Here is a 24,766-nt window from a genome sequence, read left to right as displayed (position 1 = left end):
GCTCCCGGGACCACGGAGGCGGCAGGACGGGACCGGAGCGCGCGCGGCTCCGGGGCGGCTGATGGTGGAGGACGCAGCTCCGCAGTGGACGCACCCCCCTCGGCAGGCACACACACGCACAGACAGAGGCGGACATCCGCCCGCCTCCACCGACAGGACCGGCCCCGCCGCGGCGGGGCCGGCCGTTCGACCGGGACCTTTGCCCACCCAACGACCCCGTATTTCGTCCATGCGCAGTGACGTCGGAACGAGCAGCTCGGCCGGACACCTTCCCGCCCCGCAGGGCGGCGACGGGTGGCCGGGGTACGCCGTGCCCGTGGGCGAGGTGGAGGCGGCGGTCGCGGAGATCTGGCAGCAGGTGCTGCGCGCCCCGCGCGTGGGCCGCGGCGACGACTTCTTCGCGCTGGGCGGCGACTCGCTGCTGGGCGCGCGGGTGGCCGCGCGCGTGCGCCAGGCGCTGGGCGTGGACGTGGCGGTGGGCGAGGTGTTCGAGCGGCCGGTGCTGGCCGAGTTCGCGCGCGGGGTGGCGCAGGCGGCGCACGCGGAGCTGCCGCCCATCGCCGCGGCGGACCGCGGCGGCCGGCTGGCGCTCTCCTTCGCGCAGCAGCGCGTGTGGTTCCTGGAGCAGCTGGGCCTTCCCGGCGTGTACAACATCCCCCGCCAGCTGTGGCTGCGCGGCGAGCTGGACGCCGAGGCGCTGGCCCGCGCGCTCGACCGTATCGTCCACCGCCACGAGGCGCTGCGCACCAGCTTCCACGCGATGGACGGCGAGCCGGAGCAGCGCGTGGCCCCGGCTGAGTCGTCCCGCTTCCCCCTCGCCCACCACGACCTCTCGGCCGATCCGCAGGCGGACGCCGAGCTTCGCCGCCTGATCGCCGAGGAGGCGGTGGCGCCCTTCGACCTGGAGAACGGGCCGCTGGCGCGCGGCCGGCTGGTGCGGCTGGCCGCGGACGACCACGTGCTGCTCGTCACCCTGCACCACATCGTGGCCGACGGCTGGTCGATGGAGGTGCTGGTGGACGAGCTAGGGGTGCTGTACCCGGCGTTCCGGCGCGGCGCGGCGGACCCGCTTCCCGCGCTGCCGGTGCAGTACGCGGATTACGTCGCGTGGCAGCGCCGGTGGGTGGAGGACGAGGTGCTGGAGGAGCAGGCGGCGTACTGGAGCCGCGCGCTGGCCGGCATTCCCGAGCTGCTGGAGCTGCCGCTGGACCACGCCCGCCCCGCGCGGCAGGACCACGCCGGCGCCTCCGTCGCGCTGGAGCTGGACGAGGCGCTGACGGCCGGGCTGAAGGCGCTGGGCCGCCGCCACGGGACCACGCTGTACCAGACGCTGCTGGCCGGCTGGGCGGTGGTGCTCGGCCGCCTGGCGGGGCAGACGGACGTGGTGATCGGGTCGCCGGTGGCCAACCGCGGGCGGGGCGAGATCGAGGGGCTGATCGGCTTCTTCGTGAACACGCTGGCGTTGCGGATCGACCTCGCCGACGCGCCGACGGTGGCGGAGCTGCTGGGGCGGGTGCGGGAGCGCGCGATCGCCGCGCAGCACAACCAGGACCTCCCCTTCGAGCAGGTGGTGGACCGGGTGCAGCCCACGCGCAGCCTGGCGCACAACCCGGTGTTCCAGGTGGTGTTCTCGTGGCAGAACGTGCGGCGCAGCCGCCTGGCGCTGCCGGGCCTGGCGCCCGCCGTGCTGGAGCGCTCGCCGCAGCCGTCGGCCAAGTTCGACCTGTCGCTGTCGCTGCAGGAGGTGGGGGGACGGATCGCCGGCGGGGTGGAGTACGCGACGTCGCTCTTCCAGGCGGAGACGGTGGAGCGGTGGATGGGCTACCTCCGCCGCGTGCTGGAGGCGATGGTGGCCGGCGACGGCCAGCGCGTGGATTCCATCTCCCTCCTCCCCGACGCCGAGCGCCGGCAGGTGGTGGAGACGTGGAACGCAACCGCGCTGGACTACCCGCGCGACCTGTGCATCCACCAGCGCTTCGAGGCGCAGGCCGCGCGGACGCCGCACGCGGACGCCGTCGTCTCCGAGCGCGGGGCGCTGACGTACGCGCAGCTGAACGCGCGCGCCAACCGCCTCGCGCACCACCTCCGCGCGCTCGGCGTCCGCCCGGATTCGCGCGTCGCCGTCTGCGTGGAGCGGGGGACGGAGATGGTGGAAGCGCTGCTCGCCGTGGTGAAGGCGGGCGGTGCGTACGTGCCGATGGATCCCGCGTATCCCGACGAGCGGCTGCGCTACATGCTCGCGGACAGCGCCCCCGTCGCCCTGCTGACGCAGGCGTCGCTCGCCGCGCGCTTCGCGGATGTAGATCTCCCCGTCCTCGACCTGGGCGACGATGCGGCGTGGGCGGATCGCGACGCCACGAATCCTGCGCGCGAGAGCGTCGGGCTGGACGCGGGGCACCTGGCGTACGTCGTCTACACCTCGGGATCGACGGGGACGCCGAAGGGCGTGCAGGTGGAGCACCGCAGCCTGGGCAACCTGGTCGCCTGGCACTGCGATGCGTTCGCGCTGCGCGAGGGCGACCGGTCGTCCAGCGTAGCGGGCTTCGGGTTCGACGCGAGCACGTGGGAGATCTGGCCGCCGCTGTGCGCGGGCGCCGCGCTGCACCTTCCCGCCGCGCGCGATCCCGAGGCGCTGCTGGAGTGGTGGGCGAAGCAGCCGCTGGACGTGTGCTTCCTCCCCACGCCGCTGGCCGAGCTCGCGTTCGAGCGAGGCATCGCCCCCGCGACCCTGAGGACGCTGCTCGTCGGCGGCGACCGGCTGCGGACGCTTCCGGCGGACGCGCGCTACACCGTCATCAACAACTACGGGCCGACGGAGACGACGGTCGTCGCGACCTCGGGCGAGGTCGGCGCGGCGGACCGGCTGCACATCGGGCGCGGCATCGCCAACACGCAGGTCTACGTGCTGGACGCGCGCGGCGAGCCGGTGCCCGTCGGCGTCGCGGGCGAGCTGTATGTCGGCGGCGCGAGCGTGGCGCGCGGCTACCTCGGCCGGCCCGGGCTCACGGCCGAGCGCTTCGTCCCCGATCCGTTCGCCGCCGAGCCGGGCGCGTGGATGTACCGGACGGGCGATCTCGTGCGCTGGCGGGCGGGCGGGACGATCGAGTTCCTGGGGCGCAACGACTTCCAGGTGAAGGTGCGGGGCTTCCGCATCGAGCCGGGCGAGATCGAGACGCGGCTGGCCGGGCATCCGCAGGTGCGCGCCGCCGTCGTCCTCGCGCGCGAAAGCGCCGGCGACCCGCGGCTGGTGGCGTGGTACGTCGCGGACGCGGCGATCGACGCGGAGGCGCTGCGCGCGTTCGCGGCGGAGCGGCTGCCCGAGTACATGGTGCCCGCCGCGTTCGTGCGGCTGGAGGCGCTCCCGCTGACGCCGAACGGCAAGGTGGATCGCCGCGCGCTTCCCGCGCCGGACGCCGGCGCCTTCGCGGCGCGCGGCTACGAGGCGCCCGAGGGCGAGACGGAAGCCGTGCTCGCGGAGATCTGGGCCGAGCTGCTGGGCGTGGCGCGCGTCGGCCGCGGCGACAACTTCTTCGAGCTGGGCGGCCACTCGCTGCTGGCGGTGAAGCTGACCGAGCGCATGCGCCAGCGCGGCCTGCACGCCCGCGTGCAGGACCTGTTCGGCGCGCCCACGCTGGCCCGCCTGGCCGCGGTCGCCGGCACCGAGGCGCGCGAGATCGAGGTCCCCGCGAGCCGCATCCCCGCCGCGTGCGACGCCATCACCCCCGAGATGCTGCCGCTGGTGGAGCTGGCGCAGGGGGAGATCGACGGCATCGTGGCGACCGTGGACGGCGGCGCGGCGAACGTGCAGGACATCTACCCGCTGGCCCCGTTGCAGGAGGGAATCCTCTTCCACCACCTGATGGCGGAAGACGGCGACCCGTACGTGCTGGCGGGGATCAGCCTGTTCGAGAGCCGCGAGCGGCTGGACGCGTACGTGGCCGCGCTGCAGGCGGTGATCGACCGGCACGACGTGCTGCGCTCGTCGGTTGCGTGGGAGGGGCTGCGCGAGCCGGTGCAGGTGGTGTGGCGCCGGGCGAAGCTGGAGGTGGTCGAGGTCGAGCTGGAGCCCGGCGAGGGCGACGCCGCCCGGCGCCTGTGGACTTGGGTCGCGCCGCTGCGGCGGCGGATGGACCTGCGCCGCGCGCCGCTCATCCGCCTGTACGCCGCGCGCGGCGAGGACGGCGGCTGGGTGCTGCTGGACCAGCTTCACCACGTGGTGGCCGACCACGTGACCAAGGAGGCGCTGGAGGACGAGATCCACGCGCACCTGGCCGGCCGCGGGGGCGAGCTTCCCGAGCCGATCGCCTTCCGCGACCACGTGGCGCGCGCGCGGATGCGGGTGACGCAGGCCGAGCACGAGGCGTTCTTCGGCGCGCTGCTGGGCGACGTGGAAGAGCCGACGGCGCCGTTCGGGCTGGCGGACGCCTGGGGCGACGGGCTGGACCTGGACGAGGGCGTGCTGGCGGTGGACCCCGCGCTCGCCATCCGCCTGCGCGACCGCGCGCGGCGGCTGGGCGTGAGCGCCGCCAGCTTCTGCCACGTGGCGTGGGCGCAGGTGCTGGCGCGCGTCTCCGGCCGCGACGACGTGGTGTTCGGCACCGTGCTCTTCGGCCGCATGCAGGGCGGCGAGGGCGCCGACCGCGTGCTGGGGCCGTTCATGAACACCCTCCCCTTCCGCGTGCGCGTGGGCGCCGAGCGGGCGGAGGGCGGCGTGCTGGCCACGCACCGGCAGCTGGCCGGGCTGCTGCGCCACGAGAACGCGTCGCTGGCGCTGGCGCAGCGCTGCAGCCGGGTGGAGGCGCCGGCGCCGCTGTTCACCGCGCTGCTGAACTACCGCCACAGCCGCGCGCTGGGCGAGCAGACGCCCGCCCAGGCCGGGCTCCCCGAGGGGATCCGGCGCCTGCGCATGCTGACGCGCAACAGCTACCCGCTCACCCTGAACGTGGACGACCGCGGCGAGTCGCTGTCGTTCAAGGTCTTCGCCCCCGCGTCCGTCGGCCCCGGCCGCGTGTGCGCGCTGGTGGAGCGCGCGCTGGCCGGGCTGGTGGACGCGCTGGAGACGGCGCCCGAGCGCCCGCTGCGCGCCATCGAGGTGCTCCCCGAGGCGGAGCGCCGGCAGGTGGTGGAGGGATGGAACGCGACCGCCGCGGAGTATCCCCATGCCGCCTGTCTCCACCACCTCTTCGAGGCGCAGGTGGAGCGGACGCCGGACGCGCTCGCGCTGACCTTCGAGGGCGATTCGATCACCTACCGCGAGCTGAACGCCCGGGCGAACCGCATCGCGCATCACCTGGTGGCGCGCGGCGTGGGGCCGGACGTGCGCGTGGGCCTCTGCGTCGAGCGGAGCCTGGAGATGATGGCCGGGCTGCTGGGCGTGCTGAAGGCGGGCGGCGCCTACGTCGCGCTGGACCCCGAGTATCCCGAGGAGCGGCTGCGCTACATGCTGGTGGACAGCGAGCCCGCCGTCCTCCTCACCTGCGGCGCGTCGGCGGACCGCTTCGGCGGGCTCGGCGTTCCCGTCGTGGCGCTGGACCGCGACGCGGCGGCGTGGTCGCATCTCCCGGAGACGAATCCGGAGCGCGCGGTCACCCCGAACCACCTGGCGTACCTCATCTACACCTCGGGGTCGACGGGCCAGCCCAAGGGGGTAATGGTCGAGCACCGCGCGATCGTGAACGTCCTCGCCTGGATGAACGCGGCGTGGCGGCTGGATTCGACCGACGTGGTGCTGCAGAAGACGCCGTACAGCTTCGACGCCTCGCTCCGCGAGCTGATCCCGGCGCTGCTGGTCGGCGCGCGGATGGTGGTCGCCCGTCCCGGCGGCCACCGCGACGCGCGCTACATGCTGGAGACGATCCGCCGCGAGCGCGTGACGACGCTGCACTTCGTCCCCTCGATGCTGCAGGTGCTGGTGCAGGAGGCGGACTTCGGCGAGTGCACCCACCTGAAGCGCGTGGTCTGCGGCGGCGAGGCGCTGCCGCCGGAGCTGGTGAAGCGCTTCCACCAGCATCTCCCCGACACGCGCCTCTACAACGTCTACGGGCCGACCGAGGCCGCGGTGGACGTCACCGAGTGGAGCTGCGCCGCCGGCGACGAGCGCGACCGCATCCCCATCGGCCACCCGATGGCGAACGTGCGGATGTACGTGCTGGACGGCGACGCGCAGCCGGTGCCCGCCGGCGTGGTCGGCGAGCTGTACATCGGCGGCGTGCAGGTGGCGCGGGGATACCGGAACCGCCCCGAGCTGACGGCGGAGCGCTTCGTGGCCGACCCGTTCTCGGGCGAGGCGGGCGCGCGCCTCTACCGCACGGGCGACCTGGGCCGCTGGCTGGCGGACGGGGCGATCGAGGTGATGGGGCGCGCCGACGCGCAGGTGAAGGTGCGCGGCTTCCGCATCGAGCTGGGCGAGATCGAGTCGCGCCTGATCGATCATCCCCAGATCCGCGAAGCGGTCGTCATCGCCCGCGAGGACTCGCCCGGCGACCGGCGCCTCGTGGCCTACTACGTGGCGGACGGGGCCGTCGATGCCGACGCGCTGCGGGCGCACCTGGCCGAGCGGCTGCCCGAGTACATGGTCCCCGCGGCCTGCCTGGCGCTGGACGAGCTGCCGCGCACGCCCAACGGCAAGCTGGACCGCCGCGCCCTTCCCGCGCCCGAGGACGACGCCTTCGCGCGCCGCGGCTTCGAGGCGCCGCAGGGGGAGACCGAGGAGGCGCTGGCGGAGATCTGGTGCCAGGTGCTGGGCGTGGAGCGCGTGGGGCGGTGGGACAACTTCGCCGAGCTGGGCGGCCACTCGCTGCGGGCGATGATGGTGGCCGGGCGGATGCGCAAGCGCGGGCTGCACGCCGAGGTCAGCGCGCTCTTCACCACCACCTCGCTGGCCGAGCTGGCGGGGGTGGTGAGGAGCAAGTCGAGCGACGTGGCCGTCCCCGCCAACCGCATCCCCACGCCGTGCACCGCCATCACCCCGGCCATGCTCCCGCTGGTGGAGCTGGGGCAGGGGGAGATCGACCGGGTCGTCGCGGGCGTCGAGGGCGGCGCGGCCAACGTGCAGGACATCTACCCGCTGGCCCCGCTGCAGGAGGGGATCCTCTTCCACCACCTGCTGGCCGCGGAGGGCGATCCGTATCTCCTCGCCGTCGTGTACGGCTTCGACACGCGCTGGCGGCTGGACGCGTACCTGGGCGCGCTGCAGGCGGTGATCGACCGCCACGACGTGCTGCGGACGGCGGTGATGTGGGAAGGGCTGCGCGAGCCGGTGCAGGTGGTCTGCCGCCGCGCCGTGCTCCCCGTCGAGGAAGTGGAGCTGGAGGGGGAGGGCGATGCCGTCCGCCGGCTGTACGACCGCTTCGACCCGCGGCTGCACCGGCTGGACGTGCGCCGCGCGCCGATCATGCGCGCCGTGGTGGCCCGCGACGAAGCGCGCGGACGCTGGCTGCTGCTGGTGCTGCGCCACCACCTGGTGAGCGACCACCAGGCGCAGGAAGTCCTGCAGGCCGAGGTGGAGGCGCACCTGCTGGGGCGCGCGGCCTCGCTCCCCGCACCGCTGCCGTTCCGCGACTACGTGGCGCAGGCGCGCCTGGGCGTGAGCCGCGCCGAGCACGAGGCGTACTTCCGCAAGCTGCTGGCGGACGTGGACGAGCCCACCGCGCCGTTCGGGCTGCTGGACGTGCGCGGCGACGGCTCGGGCGTGGCCGAGGCCCGTCTCCCGGTGGACGGGAAGCTCGCCGCGACGCTGCGCGACCGCGCGCGGAAGCTGGGCGTGAGCGCGGCCGCCCTCTGCCACGTGGCGTGGGCGCAGGTGCTCGCCCGCGTCTCCGGCCGCGACGACGTGGTGTTCGGCACCGTGCTCTTCGGCCGGATGAAGGGCGGCGAGGGCGCGGACCGCGTGCTCGGGCTCTTCAACAACACCCTCCCCGTCCGCGTGCGCGTGGCGGACGAGGGCGCCGAGGCCGCCGTGCGCGGCGCGCACCGGCAGCTGGCCGAGCTGCTGCGCCACGAGCACGCCTCGCTGGCGCTGGCGCAGCGCTGCAGCGGGGTGGAGGCCCCGGCGCCGCTCTTCACCGCGCTGCTGAACTACCGCCACAGTGGCGGCGGGGCGGGGAAGGCGGCACGTGCCTCGGACTTCGAGCCGATCTACGGCGTCGGCCGCACCAACTATCCGCTCACCCTGTCGGTGGACGACCGCGGCGAGGCGCTGTCGCTGACCTCCGTAGCCCCCGCGTCGGTGGGCGCGGACCGCGTCTGCGCGATGATGCACCGCGCGCTGGAAGGGCTGGCCGAGGCGCTGGAGACGGCGCCCGCGCGGCCGCTGGCCCGCGTGGACGTCCTCCCCGCCGCCGAGCGCCGCGCCGCCCTCGAGGCGCGCAACGCAACCGAGGCCGCGTATCCCGGCGCCTGCGTGCACGAGCTGGTCGAGGCGCAGGCCGCGCGGACGCCGGACGCCGTTGCCCTCGTCTTCCACGGGGAGCAGGTGACGTACGGCGAGCTGAACGCGCGCGCCAACCGCCTCGCACATGCGCTGATCGCGCGCGGCGTGGGGGCGGACGTGCGGGTGGCCGTCTGCGCGGAGCGCGGGGTGGAGATGATGGTGGCCCTGCTCGCCGTGCTGAAGGCGGGCGGCGCCTACGTCCCGCTCGATCCCGCGTACCCGGCGGACCGCGTCGGCTACGTCCTCCGCCACGGCGCGCCCGCGGTGGTGCTCACCCAGGCATCGCTGTCGGACCGTTTCGGGGGGATGGAGATCCCCGTCTTCCGGCTGGACGCGGACGCGGGGACGTGGGCCGATCTGTCCGCGGCGAACCCGGCGCGCGGGCGGGTGCGGCCCGGGAACCTGGCGTACGTCATCTACACCTCCGGCTCCACGGGCGAGCCGAAGGGGGTGATGAACACGCACGGGGGCGTGGTGAACCTCCTCGCGTCGATCGGCGGGACGGTCGGGATGACGCCCGCCGATCGTCTCATCGCCGTCACCACCATCTCCTTCGACATCTCCGTCCTGGAGCTCTTCCTCCCGCTGGTCACCGGCGCGCGGGTGGAGCTGCTGGACCGCGCCTCGTCGGCCGACCCGGAGGCGCTGATGCGCGCCATCGCCGCGGGCGGGGCGACGGTGATGCAGGCCACGCCCGCGACCTGGCGGATGCTGGTGGACGCCGGGTGGGAGGGCGATGCGAATCTCCGCGCCCTCTGCGGCGGCGAGGCGCTGCCGGCCGAGCTGGCCGCGCGGCTGCGCGAGCGGGTCGGCGCACTGTGGAACGTGTACGGGCCGACGGAGACCACCATCTGGTCGTCGGTGCAGCCGGTGGACGCGGACGGCTCCCTCTCCACCGCTTCGGTGGCGATCGGCGGGCCGCTGGCGAACACGCGCTTCTATCTCCTGGACCGACGCGGCGAGCCGGTGCCGGCCGGGGTGGCGGGCGAGCTGTACATCGGCGGCGCGGGCGTGGCGCGGGGATACCTCGGCCGCCCGGCGCTCACCGCCGAGCGCTTCGTCCCCGATGCGTTCGCGTCCACGCCCGGCGCGCGGATGTACCGCACGGGCGACCTCGCGAGATGGTGCGAAAGTGCGAAAGTGCGTGAGTGCGGAAGTACGTCCTCCGCGCGCGATGGACGCACTGCCGCACTCCCGCACTCACGCACTTCGGTTCTGGAGTTCCTGGGCCGCAACGACTTCCAGGTAAAGGTCCGCGGCTTCCGCATCGAGCTGGGCGAGATCGAGGCGCGCCTGGCCGCCTTCCCCGGCATCCGCGAGGCCGTGGTGGTGGCGCGCGAGGACGTGCCGGGCGACCGGCGCCTCGCCGCCTACTTCGTGGGCGAGGGGGAGACCGAGGCGCTGCGGGCGCATCTCGCCGCCGCGCTGCCGGAGTACATGGTGCCCGCGGCGTACGTCAGGATGGACGCGTTCCCGCTGACGCCCAACGGCAAGCTGGACCGCCGCGCGCTCCCCGCGCCCGAGGGTGACGCGTTCGCCGCGCGCGAGTGGGAGGCGCCGGTGGGCGAGACCGAGTCGGCGCTGGCGGAGATCTGGGCCGAGGTTCTGGGGGCCGATCGGGTCGGCCGCCGCGACGGCTTCTTCGAGCTGGGCGGCCACTCGCTGGTGGCCGTGCGGATGATCTCGCGCGTGCGGCAGGTGCTGGGGGTAGAGGCCGCGCTCGGCGAGCTCTTCGACCGCCCGACGCTGGCCGAGTTCGCGCGGACGCTGGACGCCGCCGCGCGCGCCGATCTGCCGCCCATCGGGCGCGCGGACCGCGGCGCGGCGCTGCCGCTGTCGCACGCGCAGCAGCGGCTCTGGTTCCTGGAGCAGCTGGGCGACCTGGGCCCCGCGTACCACGTCCGCAGCCGCGTGCGGCTGCGCGGCGAGCTGGACCGCACCGCCCTGGTCCGCGCGCTGGACCGCATCGCCGAGCGCCACGAGGCGCTGCGCACCACCTTCGCCGGGAACGATGGCGAGCCGGAGCAGCGCATCGCCCCCGTCTCCGACGCGCGCTTCCCCCTGCGCGAGCACGACCTGCGCGAGCACGGCGACGCGGAGCAGATGCTGGACCGGCTGATGGCCGACGAGGCCACGGCGGCGTTCGACCTGTCGCGCGGGCCGCTGGCGCGCGCCCGGCTGATCCGCCTGGCGGACGACGACCACGTGCTGCTGGTGACCCTGCACCACGCCGTCTCCGACGCGTGGTCGATGGGCGTGCTGACCGACGAGCTGGGCGCGCTGTACGCCGCCTTCCGCCGCGGCGAGCGCGACCCGCTCGCCCCGCTGCCGGTGCAGTACGCCGACTACGCGGCCTGGCAGCGGCGCTGGGTGGACGGCGGCGCCGTCCGCGCGCAGGCGGACTACTGGAAGGCCACGCTCGCGGGCGCGCCGGAGCTGCTGGAGCTGCCGCTTGACCACGCACGCCCGGCGCGGCAGGACCACGCCGGGGCGACGCTGCCGCTGGAGCTGGACGAGGCGCTGACGGCGGGGGTGAAGGCGCTCGCCCGCCGCCACGGCGCCACGCCGTTCATGGCGCTGATGGCCGCCTGGGCCACGGTGCTGGCCCGGCTGTCGGGACAGCACGACGTGGTGATCGGCACGCCCACGGCCAACCGCGGGCGGCGCGAGGTGGAGGGGCTGATCGGCTTCTTCGTGAACACGCTGGCGCTGCGCGTCGACCTCTCCGATTCGCCGTCCGTCGCCACGCTGCTGGGGCGGGTGAAGGCGCGGGCGCTGGAGGCGCAGCAGAACCAGGACATCCCCTTCGAGCAGGTGGTGGAGCTGGTGCAGCCCGCCCGCTCGCTGGCGCACAGCCCGGTCTTCCAGGTGATGTTCGCCTGGCAGAGCGCGCCGCGCGGCACGCTGCAGCTTCCCGGGCTGGAGCCCGCGGCGCTCCCGGGCGCCACGCTGGCGACGTCGAAGTTCGACCTGTCGCTGCAGCTGCGCGAGGCGGACGGCCGCATCGTGGGCGGGATGGAGTACGCGACGTCGCTCTTCGAGGCGGCCACGGTGGAGCGGATCGCCGGCTACCTCCGCCGCGCGGTGGCCGAGATGGTGGCCGACGACCCCCGCCCCGCGGAGCGGCTGGCGCTGGTGCCCGAGGACGAGCGCTGGCGGGTGCTGCACACGTGGAACGCGACCGCCGCGTCCTACCCCAGCTGGTCCGCGGTGCACGAGCTGTTCGAGGCGCGGGCGAAGCGCACGCCGGCCGCCGCCGCCATCGTGGACGGCGCCGCGACGGTGACGTACGCGGAGCTGAACGCTCGCGCGAACCGCCTCGCGCACCACCTCGCCGCCCGCGGCGTCGGCGCGGGGACGCGCGTGGCGATCCTGCTGCCGCGCTCCGCGGAGCTGGTCGCCGCGGAGCTGGCGGTGCTGAAGGCGGGCGCCGCGTACGTCCCGCTCGATGCGACGTATCCCGCCGAGCGCATCGCCTTCATGGTCGCGGACAGCGGCTGCGGCGTGCTGCTCAGCCAGTCGGGCGAGCAGGTTCCGCATCTCCCGAACGTCGAGCGCATCGACATCGACCGCGTGGTCGATGGGGATACGGAGAACCTCCGCATCACCAGCGGCGGCGAGTCCGTCGCCTACGTGATGTACACGTCGGGATCGACCGGCGAGCCGAAGGGGGTGATGGTTCCGCATCGCGCCATCACGCAGCTGGTGATGACGAACGGCTTCGCGGACCTGGATGCGGACGATCGCGTCGCCCTCGCCTCGAACCCGGCGTTCGACGCGGCGACGATGGAGGTTTGGGGGCCGCTGCTGAACGGCGGCCGCATCGTCGTCGTGCCGCAGGACGTGCTGCTCGATCCGGAGGCGTACGGCACGCTGCTGGTCAACCAGGGCGTGACGACGATCCTCATCACCCCCGTGCTGTTCAACCATTACGCGCGGGTCATCCCCGTCGCGCTCGCGGGCTTGAAGCAGATCCTCACCGGCGGCGACAAGGCCGATCCGGCGGCGTACGCGCGGGTGCTGGCCGAGCGCGGCCGCGTCACCATCTACAACTGCTATGGGCCGACGGAGACGACCTGCTTCTCCATCGCCCACGATGTCGTGGGGGTGACGGAGGATACGCGCGTCGTCCCGATCGGTCGGCCGAAGGGGAACACCCGCGTCTACGTCCTCGACGCGGCATGCGAGCCGGTGCCGACCGGCGCCGTCGGCGAGCTGTACGTCGGCGGGCACGGCGTGGCGCTGGGATACTGGAACCGCGCGGACCTCACCGCCGAGCGCTTCGTCTCCGATCCGTTCGGCGGCGAGCCCGGCGCGCGTCTCTACCGGACCGGCGACCTCGTCCGCTGGAAGGCGGATGGCAGGCTGGAGTTCGTGGGGCGCAACGACTTCCAGGTGAAGGTGCGCGGCTTCCGCATCGAGCTGAGCGAGATCGAGTCGCGCCTGGCCGAGCACGCCGCCGTCCGCGAATCCGTCGTCGTGGCGCGCGAGGACGGGCCGGGCGACAAGCGGCTCGTCGCCTACTTCGTGGGCGAGGAGGCGGACGTGGACGCGCTGCGGGCGCATCTCGCCGAGCGCCTCCCCGAGTACATGGTTCCCGCCGCGTACGTGCGGCTGGAGGCGATGCCGCGCACGGGGACGGGGAAGGTGGACCGCCGCGCGCTTCCCGCGCCCGAGGGCGACGCCTACGCCCGGCGCGGCTACGAGGCGCCCGAGGGCGAGACCGAGACGATCCTGGCCCGGCTGTGGAGCGAGGTGCTGGGCGTGGAGCGGGTGGGGCGGCACGACCACTTCTTCGAGCTCGGCGGCCATTCGCTGATGGCCAGCAAGCTGGTGCCCCGCATCAAGCAGCACATGGAGGTGGACGTCGCGCTGGGCGACGTCTTCGAGCACCCCGTGCTCTGGCAGCTCGCGAACGCGATCCTGGACGCGCAGCTGGCCCAGTTCAGCGCGATCGACATCGCCAACCTGACGGCGCTGGTCCGCCCGGCACCCGTGACCTGATCCACCGGCGCGCCCGGACCCAGCAGACCTCGAACCCGTCCGCCTGAACGCAGAGCGGGCCCGGCCCCGGCCGGCGCCCGCCCCCGCCGGCGGCGGAAAACCGACGAACATCGCAGCGCGGCTCGCGCGACCGCCCCACCGGCGGCCGCGGAGCGCCGCGCCCGTACCCGCACAACGGCTCCAAAAGCAGATGACGGCCACCCTGACGATCGCCGAACGTGAACGGCTCCTGAAGCTGGCGCGCGCCGCCAACCTGGAGCGCAGCTGGTCGCAGCTGTCCCCGATCGAGCCGGTGGACCGCGGCGGGCGGCTGGCGCTGTCGTTCGCGCAGCAGCGGCTGTGGTTCCTGGACCGCCTGAGCGAGCTGCGCGGCGCCTACCACATGACGGCGCGGCTGCGGATGCGCGGCCGGCTGGACCGCGACGCGCTGGGGCGCGCGCTGGACGGCGTGGTCGCGCGCCATGAGCCGCTGCGCACGGTTTTCCGCGTCGAGCACGAGGAGCCGGAGCAGCACATCGCCCCGGCGGCCGGGGCCGCGTTCGCCGTCACCGACCACGACATCTCGGCGCACCCCGACGCCGCGGCCGAGCTGGAGCGGCTGATGGCCGAGGAGGCCGCGCGCCCGTTCGACCTGGCGCGCGGGCCGCTCATCCGCGGCCGCCTGGTGCGGCTGGCCGAGGACGACCACGTGCTCCTCATCGCCATGCACCACATCGTCTCCGACGGGTGGTCGGTGGGGGTGCTGATCGACGAGATGGCCACGCTCTACGGCGCCTTCCTGCGCGGCGAGGGCGATCCCCTCCCCCCGCTTTCCGTGCAGTACGCCGACTACGCGGCGTGGCAGCGGCGCTGGGTGAACGACCAGGTGCTGCAGGCGCAGGGCGAGTACTGGAAGCGCACGCTGGCCGGCGCCCCCGAGCTGCTGGAGCTGCCCAAGGACCACGCGCGTCCGGCGCGGCAGGACCACGCCGGCGGCCTGGTCCGCGTGGAGCTGGACGAGGCGCTGACGGCGGGGCTGAAGGCGCTCGGCCAGCGCCACGGCACCACGCTGTTCATGACGCTGCTGGCGGGGTGGTCGGTCGTCCTCGGCCGCCTCTCGGGCCAGCACGAGGTGGTCATCGGCACGCCGACCGCCAACCGCAACCGCGCCGAGGTGGAGCGGCTGATCGGCTTCTTCGTGAACACGCTGGCGCTGCGGGTCGATCTCGGCCACTCGCCGACCGTCGCCGAGCTGCTGGCGCGGGTGAAGGCGCGGGCGCTGGAGGCGCAGCAGAACCAGGACATCCCGTTCGAGCAGGTAGTGGAGCTGGTCGAGCCGGCGCGGTCGCTCGCGCACAACCCGGTGTTCCAGGTGATGTTCGCCTGGCAGAACGTCCCCCGGTCGGCGCTGCAGCTCCCCGGGCTGGAGGTGACGCCGGAGGGCTCGGCGCGCGTGACCGCCAAGTTCGACCTGTCGCTGGAGATGTCGGAGCAGGCGGGGCGCATCGTGGGCGGGCTGGAGTACGCCACCTCGCTGTTCGAGGCGGCCACGGTGGAGCGCTACGTGGGCTACCTCCGCCGCGTGCTGGAGGAGATGGTGGAGGACGACCAGCGCCCGCTGGAGCGGCTCGACCTCCTCCCCGCGTCCGAGCGCCGTCTTCTCCTCGACGACTGGAACCGCAGCCAGGCCGCGTATCCCGCCGCCTGCATGCAGGACCTGGTGGAGGCGCAGGCCGCGCGCACGCCGGACGCCGTCGCCGTGCTGCACGGCGAGCGCTCGCTGACCTACGCGGAGCTGAACGCGGCGGCCAACCGCCTCGCCCGCCACCTCCGCGCGCTCGGCGTCGGGCCGGACGCGCGCGTCGCCATCTGCGCCGAGCGGGGGCTGGAGCTGGTCCCCGCGCTCCTCGCGGTGCTGAAGGCGGGCGGCGCCTACGTCCCCCTCGACCCGCAGTATCCGGAGGACCGGCTGCGCTACATGCTGGAAGACAGCGCCCCCGCCGTCGTCCTCACCCACGCCGCGCCCGCCGGCTTCTTCGACGGCGTGGAGATCCCCGTCGTCGACCTCGCCGACGCGTCCGCGTGGGCGGCGATGCCGGAGACGAATCTCCATCGCGGGGAGACGGGGCTCACCCCGCGCCACCTGGCGTACGTCATCTACACCTCCGGCTCGACCGGACGGCCCAAGGGGGTGATGATCGCGCACGAGAACGCCGCCAACTTCATGCACTGGGCGGCGGACTCGTTCGGGTTCGGAAAGCTGGAGCGGACCCTCTTCTCCACCTCGCTGAACTTCGACCTGCACGTCTTCGAGACCTTCGTGCCGCTGGGCGCGGGGGCGGCGCTGCGCGTGGTGCGCGACGCGCTGGAGCTGCTGCACGCCGAGGGCGACGCTGCGCCGGCGGACGATGTCGTGCTGGTGAACACCGTTCCGTCCGCGATGAAGGCGCTGGTGGAGTCCGGCCGCGTGCCGGCCTCGGTGCGCACGGTGAACCTGGCCGGCGAGCCGCTGAAGCAGGCGCTGGCCGAGCGCATCTTCGCGGGAACGGGGATCGACCGGCTGTGCAACCTGTACGGCCCGTCGGAGACCACCACGTACTCGACGTGGGTGGAGATGCGGCGCGAGAACGGCTTCGCCCCGCACATCGGCCGCCCCGTGGCCAACACCAGCATCTACGTGCTGGACGCCGCGGGCGACCCCGTCCCCATCGGCGTCGTGGGCGAGCTGTACATCGGCGGGCGCGGCGTGGCGCGGGGTTACCTGGGCCGCCCGGAGCTGACGGCCGAGCGCTTCGTGGCCGACCCGTTCGCGGCCGACGCCGGCGCGCGGATGTACCGCACCGGCGACCTGGCGCGCTGGCTCCCCGACGGGAACCTGGAGTTCCTGGGGCGCAACGACGCGCAGGTGAAGGTGCGCGGCTACCGCATCGAGCTGGGCGAGATCGAGGCGCGGCTGGTGGAGCACGCCGCCGTGCGCGAGGCGGTCGTGATGGCGCGCGAGGACGGCACCGGCGACAAGCGCCTGGTGGCCTACGTGGTCCCCGACTGGGAGCGCGTGGACGAGGCCTCGGCCGCGGCGAGCGAGCCGGCGGAAGGGGAGGGCGACGGCTGGGAGGCCGAGCACCAGGACGACTGGAAGCTCACCTGGGAGTACACCTACGGCGACGAGCGGGTGGAGGAGGGCGATGCCCGCTTCAACATCGTCGGCTGGAACAGCAGCTACACCGGCCAGCCCGTGCCTGCCGAGGAGATGCGCGAGTGGGTGGATGCCACCGTGGCCCGCATCGCCTCGCTGGCCCCGCGCCGCGTGCTGGAGATGGGGTGCGGCACCGGTCTCCTCCTCTCGCGCGTGGCGCCCGGCTGCGAGCGCTACGTGGGCGCCGACTTCTCCGCGAAGGCGGTGAAGAGCGTGGAAGGCCTCCGCGCCGCGCGTCCCGAGCTGGCGCACGTGGAGCTGATGGAGCGCACGGCCGACGACTTCAGCGGCTTCGAGGCGGGCTCGTTCGACACCGTGGTCATCAACTCCGTGGTCCAGTACCTCCCCAGCGCCGAGTACCTGCAGCGCGTGCTGGACGGCGCGGTGCGCGTCGTCGCGCCGGGCGGGCGCATCTTCATCGGCGACGTGCGCGACCTGCGGCTGCTGGGCGCCTTCCACACCGCGGTGGAGACCTACCGCTCGCCCCCCGGGCGCACGCTGGCCGACTGGCGCGACCGCGCCGAGCAGGCGCAGGCGCAGGAGGCCGAGCTGGCCGTCGATCCCGCCTTCTTCTGGTCGCTGGGGCGCGAGGTCCCCGGTGTGGCGCGGGTGGAAACGCTGCAGAAGCGCGGCCGCTTCCGCAACGAGCTGACCGAGTTCCGCTACGACGTGGTCGTGCACGTGGGGGATGACGATCAGGATGCGTCCGCCGAGTCCGCGTGGCTGGACTGGGAGGTGGAGCGGCTGACGGTGGACTCGCTCCGCGCGCGGCTGGAGCGCGCGGACGGCGACGTGCTGGTGGTGCGCGAGATCCCCAACGCCCGCGTGGCCTCGGCGCTCCGGCAGCTGGAGATCCGCCGCGACCCCGGCGGCGTGCAGACGGTGGACGAGGTGCGCGCGCTGGCGACGGAGAACGGCGCGGATCCCGAGGCGCTCTGGCTCGCGGCCGAGCAGCTGGGGTGGACGGTGGAGATCCGCCTGGCCGACGCCGGCGACGCGGGGCGCATGGACGCGCGCTTCACCCGCGGCGCCGATGCTCCGCGCCGCGGCTTCCCCTCGCGCGCCCGCCGCGAGCGGCGCGAGCTGGTGACGTACGCGACGGACCCGCTGCGCGGGCGGCGGACGCGCGCGCTGGTGCCGCGGCTGCGCGAGCACCTGGGCGGGCGCCTGCCCGACTACATGGTTCCCGCGTCGTACGTGGCGCTGGAGGCGATGCCGCTGACGCCCAACGGCAAGGTGGACCGCCGCGCGCTTCCCGCGCCCGAGGGCGAGGCCCTGCTGCGCCGCGCCTTCGAGCCGCCCGTGGGCGAGGCCGAGGTGGCGCTGGCCGAGATCTGGTCCGAGGTGCTGGGCGTGGAGGGCGTGGGGCGCCGCGACAACTTCTTCGAGCTGGGCGGCCACTCGCTGCTGGCCGTGCGCCTCATCGAGCGCATGCGCCGCCGCGGGATGCACGCCGAGGTGCAGGTGCTCTTCGCCAGCCCCACCCTGGCCGAGCTGGCCGCGGCGGTGGGCGGCGAGTCGCTGGAGGTGGCCGTTCCGCCCAACCTCATCCCCGCGGGGTGTGGCTCGATCACGCCGGAGATGCTGACGCTGGCGGAGCTCACGCAGCGGGAGATCGACGGGATCGTGGCGCGCGTGGACGGCGGCGCGGCGAACGTGCAGGACATCTACCCGCTGGCCCCGCTGCAGGAGGGGATCCTCTTCCACCACCTGACCGCGGCCGAGGGCGACCCGTACCTGATGTCGGGCCTCTACCGCTTCGACGCGCGCGAGCGGCTGGACGCCTTCGTGGGCGCGCTGCAGCGGGTGATCGACCGGCACGACATCCTGCGCACCAGCGTGGTGTGGGACGGGCTGCGCGAGCCGGTGCAGGTCGTCTGGCGCAGCGCGCGGCTGGCGGTGGTGGAGGTCGATCTCGACCCGAACGAGCCCGACGCGGCGCGGGCGCTGTGGGCGCGCTTCGACCCGCGCCACACGCGGCTGGACCTGGCGCGCGCGCCCATGATGCGGGTGCACGTGGCCCGCGACCGCGAGAGCGGCCGCTGGGTGATGCTCCTTCTTCTCCACCACCTGCTGAACGACCACACCACGCTGCAGGTGCTGCACGCCGAGGTCGAGGCGTTCGTCTCCGGCCGCGCGGACCGGCTGGGCGAGGCGCTGCCGTTCCGCAACTTCGTGGCGCAGGCGCGCCTGGGGGTGAGCCGCGCCGAGCACGAGGCGTACTTCCGCGAGCTGCTGGGCGACGTGGACGAGCCCACCGCGCCCTTCGGCCTGCTGGACGTGTGGGGCGACGGCTCGGGGACGCGCGACGCGCGGCTGCCGGTGGACGGCGCGCTGGCCGGGCGGCTGCGCGAGCGCGCCCGCAAGCTGGGGGTGAGCGCGGCCAGCGTCTGCCACGTGGCCTGGGCCCAGGTGCTGGCGCGCGTCTGCGGACGCCCGGACGTGGTGTTCGGCACCGTGCTCTTCGGGCGGATGCAGGCCGGCGAGGGGTCGGACCGGGTGCTGGGGCCGTTCATCAACACCCTTCCCGTGCGCCTGCGGGTGGGCGCGGAGGGCGCCGAGGCCGCCGTGCGCGACGCGCACCGCCAGCTCGCGCGGCTGCTGCGGCACGAGCACGCGTCGCTGGCGCTGGCGCAGCGCTGCAGCGGCGTGCAGGCGCCGGCGCCGCTCTTCACCGCCATGCTGAACTTCCGCCACACGCGGAAGCTGGAGGCCGCCGGCGAGCCCGTCCGCTCGCGCGAGGGGATGACGCACCTGCAGGGCGAGGAGCGCACCAACTATCCGTTCACGCTCTCGGTGGACGACCTGGGCGAGGGCTTCGCGCTGAAGGCGTACGCCCCCGCGTCGGTGGGCCCCGAGCGCGTGTGCGCGATGATGCACCGCGCGCTCGAGGGGCTGGTCGAGGCGCTGGAGATGGCCCCCGGGCGCCCCGTCGGCCGCATCGCCGTGCTGCCGGACGCGGAGCGCCGCCAGGTGGTCGAGGGATGGAACGCGACGGACGCGGAGTATCCGAGCACGGCCTGCCTGCACCATCTCTTCGAGGCGCAGGTGGAGCGCACGCCGGATGCTGCGGCGCTCACGTTCGAGGGCGATTCGATCACCTACCGCGAGCTGAACGCCCGCGCCAACCGCCTCGCGCATCACCTGATCGCGCGCGGCGTGGGGCCGGACGTACGCGTGGGGCTGTGCGTGGAGCGGAGCCTTGAGATGATGGTCGGGCTGATCGGCATCCTGAAAGCGGGCGGCGCCTACGTCGCGCTTGATCCCGAGTATCCCGAGGAGCGGCTGCGTTACATGCTGGGGGATAGCGAGCCCGCCGTCCTCCTCACCAACGGTGCCGCGAGCGACCGCTTCGGCGGCGTCGGCGTCCCCGTCGTCGCGCTGGATCGCGATGCGGCGATGTGGGCGGATCAGCCGGAGACGAATCCGGAGCGCGCCGTCACCCCGAATCACCTCGCGTACCTCATCTACACCTCGGGATCGACCGGCCAGCCCAAGGGGGTGATGGTCGAGCACCGCAGCGTCGTGAACGTCCTCGCGTGGATGAACGCGTCGTGGCGGCTGGATTCGACCGACGTCGTGCTGCAGAAGACGCCGTACAGCTTTGACGCCTCGCTGCGCGAGCTGATTCCGGCGCTGCTGGTGGGCGCGCGGATGGTGATCGCGAGGCCCGGCGGGCACCGCGACCCGCAGTACATGCTGGAGACGATTCGCCGCGAGCGGGTGACGACGCTGCACTTCGTCCCCACGATGCTGGCGGTGCTGGTGCAGGAGCCGGAGTTCGCCGCGTCGTGCCCCGACCTGAAGCGCGTCGTCTGCGGCGGCGAGCCGCTGCCGGCGGAGCTGGTGAAGCGCTTCCATCAGCATCTACCCAACACGCAGCTCTTCAACGTCTACGGGCCGACCGAGGCCGCGGTGGACGTGACGGAGTGGAGCTGCGCGGCGGATGACGAGCGCGACCGCATCCCCATCGGCCGCCCGATGGCGAACGTGCGGATGTACGTGCTGGATGGTGACGGCCAGCCGGTGCCCGCGGGCGTCGTCGGCGAGCTGTACATCGGCGGCGTGCAGGTGGCGCGCGGCTACAACCATCGCCCCGAGATGACGGCGGAGCGCTTCGTCGCGGACCCGTTCTCGGGCGAGCCCGGCGCGCGTCTCTACCGCACCGGCGACCTCGGCCGCTGGCTTCCGGACGGCACCATCGAGGTGCTGGGGCGCGCCGACGCGCAGGTGAAGGTCCGCGGCTTCCGCATCGAGCTGGGCGAGATCGAATCTCGCCTGGCCGAGCATCCCCAGATCCGTGAGACCGTCGTCATCGCCCGCGAGGATTCGCCCGGCGACCGGCGCCTCGTCGCCTACTACGTCGCGGATGCGGCGATCGACGTCGACGGGCTCCGCGCGCACCTCGGCGAGCATCTTCCCGAGCACATGGTGCCGGCGGCGTACGTGGCGCTGGACGAGCTGCCGCGCACGCCCAACGGCAAGCTGGACCGCCGCGCCCTTCCCGCGCCCGAGGGCGACGCCTTCGCGCGCCGCGGCTTCGAGGCGCCCGAGAGCGAGACCGAGCAGGCGCTGGCCGAGATCTGGGCCGACGTGCTGGGCGTGCGCGACGTGGGCCGCCACGACCACTTCTTCGAGCTGGGCGGCCACTCGCTGCTGGCCGTGCAGGTCGTCTCCCGCGTCCGCCAGGTGCTGGGCATCGAGGCCGCGCTGGGCGACGTCTTCGACCGCCCGGTGCTGGCGGACCTCGCGCGGACGCTGGACGAGTCGGCGCGCGTGGAGCTGCCGCCGATCGAGCCGGCGGAGCGCGGCGGGGCGCTGCCGCTGTCGTTCGCGCAGCAGCGCCTGTGGTTCCTGGAGCAGCTGGGCGGAATGGGGAGCGCGTACCACATCCCCAAGGGCATGCGGCTGAAGGGCGAGCTGGACCGCGGCGCGCTGGTCCGCGCGCTGGAGCGCATCGTCGCGCGGCACGAGGCGCTGCGCACCACCTTCGCCGTGTCCGGCGGCGAGCCGGTGCAGCGCATCGCCCCCGCGGACGAGTGCGGCTTCGCCCTCGTCGAGCACGACCTCGCCGGTCGCGACGACCCGGAGGCCGAGCTGCGGCGCATCACCGCGCTGGAGGCGGGCGCGCCGTTCGACCTGGAAGACGGGCCGCTCGTGCGCGGGCGGCTGGTGCGGATGGCGGCGGACGACCACGTGCTCCTCATCACCCTGCACCACGTCGTTTCCGATGCGTGGTCCACCGGGGTGCTCATCGACGAGCTGGGCGCCCTCTACCGCGCCTTCCGCCGCGGCGAGGGCGACCCGCAGCCGCCGCTGCCGGTGCAGTACGCCGACTACGCCGCGTGGCAGCGCCGCTGGGTGCGGGGCGAGGTGCTGGAGGCGCAGGGCGCGTACTGGACGCGCGCGCTGGCCGGCGCCCCTGAGCTGCTGGAGCTGCCGGCGGACCGCCCGCGCCCGGCGCGGCAGGACCACGCCGGCTCGCTGGTGCGCGTGGAGCTGGACGAGGCGCTGACGGCGGCGCTCAAGTCGCTCAGCCGCCGCCACGGCACCACGCTGTACATGACGCTGATGGCCGGCTGGGCCGCGGTGCTGGCGCGCATGTCGGGCCAGCACGACGTGGTGATCGGCACGCCCACGGCCAACCGCGGCCGCCGCGAGATCGAGGGGTTGATCGGCTTCTTCGTGAACACGCTGGCGCTGCGCGTGGACCTCTCCGGCCGCCCGAGCGTCGCCGACCTGCTCCACCGGGTGAAGGCGCGCACGCTGGAGGCGCAGCAGAACCAGGACATCCCCTTCGAGCAGGTGGTGGAGCGGGTGCAGCCGGTGCGCAGCCTGGCCCACGCGCCGCTCTTCCAGGTGACCTTCGCCTGGCAGAGCCAGCGCCGCGAGCGGCTGTCGCTTCCCGGGCTGGAGCTGGCGCCGCTGCAGGGCGCCACGCCCGACACGGCCAAGTTCGACCTGGCCCTCTGGCTCTCCGAGGCCGACGGCCGGATCCGCGGGCGGCTGGAGTACGCCACCGCGCTCTTCGACGCGGCCACGGCCGAGCGCTTCGCCGCCTGCCTGCGCCGCGTGCTGGAGGCGATGGCGGAGGACGACCGCACGGCCGTCGACCGGCTGGACGTGCTCCCGGCGGACGAGCGCGCGCGGGTGCTGGAGGCGTGGAACGACACCGCGGCCGACTATCCCGCCGATGCCTGCGTGCACGAGCTGTTCGAGGCGCAGGCGGAGCGAACGCCGCACGCCGTCGCCGTCGAGGGCGAGCGTGCGGGCGATGCGCTGACGTACGCCGAGCTGAACGCGCGCGCCAACCGCCTCGCGCACCATCTCCGTTCGCGCGGAGTCGGCCCCGACGTGCGCGTGGGGCTGTGCATGGAGCGGTCGATGGAGATGATCGTCGCCCTGCTCGCCATCGTGAAGGCGGGCGGCGCGTACGTCCCGCTCGACCCGCAGTACCCGGCGGACCGCCTGCGCCACATGCTGGCCGACAGCCGTCCGGCCGTCGTCCTGACGCAGCGCGCGCTCGCCGGCCTCTTCGCCGACCCGCATCTCCCCGTCATCCCCGTGGATGGCGATGGAAGCGCGTGGGCGGACGAATCCCCGGCGAACCCGGCGCGCGGCGGGCTGACGCCCGAGCACCTGGTCTACGTCATCTACACCTCCGGCTCCACCGGCCTGCCCAAGGGGGTGATGAACCTCCACCGCAACCTGGTGAACCGGCTGGTGTGGGGTCAGCAGGCGTGGGCGATGGAGATGGGCGAGGCGGTGCTGCAGAAGACCTCGCTGGGCTTCGACGGCCACGTGCGCGAGATCTTCTGGCCGCTGATGGCGGGCGGGCGCGTCGTCCTCGCCTCGCCCGACGGCCACCGCGACCCGCGCTACCTGCTGGACGCCATCCGCGCCCGGGGAATCACCACGGTGAACCTCGTCCCCTCCATGCTGCAGCTGCTGGTGGAGGACGAGGATCTTGCGAGCTGCACGCACCTCCGCCGCGTCCTCTGCGGCGGCGAGGCGCTGCCGGCCGCGCTGCTGGCGCGCTTCCGCGAGCGCCTGCCGCACGTCGACATCCACAACCTCTACGGCCCGTCCGAGGCGGCGACGGCGCTCACGGCGCTCCGCTGCACGCCGGACGAGTCGCGCGCCACCGTGCCCGTCGGCCGCCCCACCGCCAACGTCCGCGCCTACGTGCTGGACGCCGAGGGGCAGCCGGTGCCCGCCGGCGTCACCGGCGAGCTGTACCTGGGCGGCGCCGGCGTGGCGCGCGGCTACCTGAATCGCCCCGGCCTGACCGCCGAGCGCTTCGTCCCCGACACGTTCGGCGGCGAGCCGGGGGCGCGGCTGTACCGCACGGGCGACCTGGCGAGATGGAAGGAAAGCGCGGAAGTGCGGGAGTGCGGAAGTGCGCTGGATCCGCGCGAAACCCAACGCACTGACGCACTCACGCACTCACGCACTGCGGTCCTGGAGTTCATCGGCCGCAACGACAGCCAGGTGAAGGTCCGCGGCTTCCGCGTGGAGCCGGGCGAGATCGAGGCGCGGCTGCTCGAGCATCCCTCGGTGCGCGAGGCGGTCGTCCTGGTCCGCGAGGACGCGCCCGGCGACCGGCGGCTCGTGGCCTACGTGGTCCCTGCGGACGCGGCGGACGCGGAGACGCTGCGCGCCCACGTGGCCGACCGTCTTCCCGACTACATGGTGCCCGCGGCGTTCGTGGCGATGGATGCGCTGCCGCTGACGCCCAACGGCAAGGTGGACCGCCGCGCCCTTCCCGCGCCCGGCGCCGACGCCTTCGCCCGCCGCGGGTGGGAGGCGCCGGACGGGGAGACGGAAACGGCGCTGGCGGAGATCTGGTCGGCGCTGCTGGGGATCGATCAGGTGGGCCGCAACGACCACTTCTTCGAGCTGGGCGGCCACTCGCTCCTGGCCAGCCGCCTGGTGCTCCGCATCCGCCAGCAGCTGGAGACGGAGATCGCCCTCCGCGACGTCTTCGAGGCGCCGGTGCTGGCCGAGCTGGCGCTGCGGGTGCTGGACGCGCAGCTGGCGCAGTTCGACCCCGAGGAGCTGGCCGCGCTGGGGCTGGACTGATCCACCCTCCGCCGCCGGGGGAAGCTTCTCCCGGCGGCGGTGACCCGCGTCCGCGCGGCGATCGACCCGAACAC

At 74.3% G+C, this 24,766-nt stretch carries 2 protein-coding genes; both read left to right on the top strand.

What is annotated here, in order from left to right; all coding sequences use genetic code 11:
* Positions 1 to 229: 229 nt before the first annotated feature.
* Complete coding sequence (locus VLK66_RS25895) at positions 230 to 13,435, top strand: non-ribosomal peptide synthetase (protein ID WP_325312408.1); 13,206 nt, start codon at positions 230 to 232, stop codon at positions 13,433 to 13,435.
* A gap of 190 nt (positions 13,436 to 13,625) precedes the next feature.
* Positions 13,626 to 24,692, top strand: a complete 11,067-nt coding sequence (locus tag VLK66_RS25890; RefSeq protein ID WP_325312407.1) for a non-ribosomal peptide synthetase — start codon at positions 13,626 to 13,628, stop codon at positions 24,690 to 24,692.
* The last annotated feature ends 74 nt before the right edge of the window (positions 24,693 to 24,766 follow it).

Origin of the sequence: Longimicrobium sp., assembly GCF_035474595.1 — a bacterium.
Taxonomy (GTDB): Bacteria; Gemmatimonadota; Gemmatimonadetes; order Longimicrobiales; family Longimicrobiaceae; genus Longimicrobium.
Note: the sequence above shows the minus strand (reverse complement) of the source record. Positions and strands in the feature narration are given on the sequence as shown.

What these genes read in the sequence shown, in the direction of transcription:
- VLK66_RS25890 (WP_325312407.1), top strand. Translation starts at nt 13,626, where the DNA reads ATGACGGCCACCCTGACGATCGCCGAACGTGAACGGCTCCTGAAGCTG.
- VLK66_RS25895 (WP_325312408.1), top strand. Translation starts at nt 230, where the DNA reads ATGCGCAGTGACGTCGGAACGAGCAGCTCGGCCGGACACCTTCCCGCC.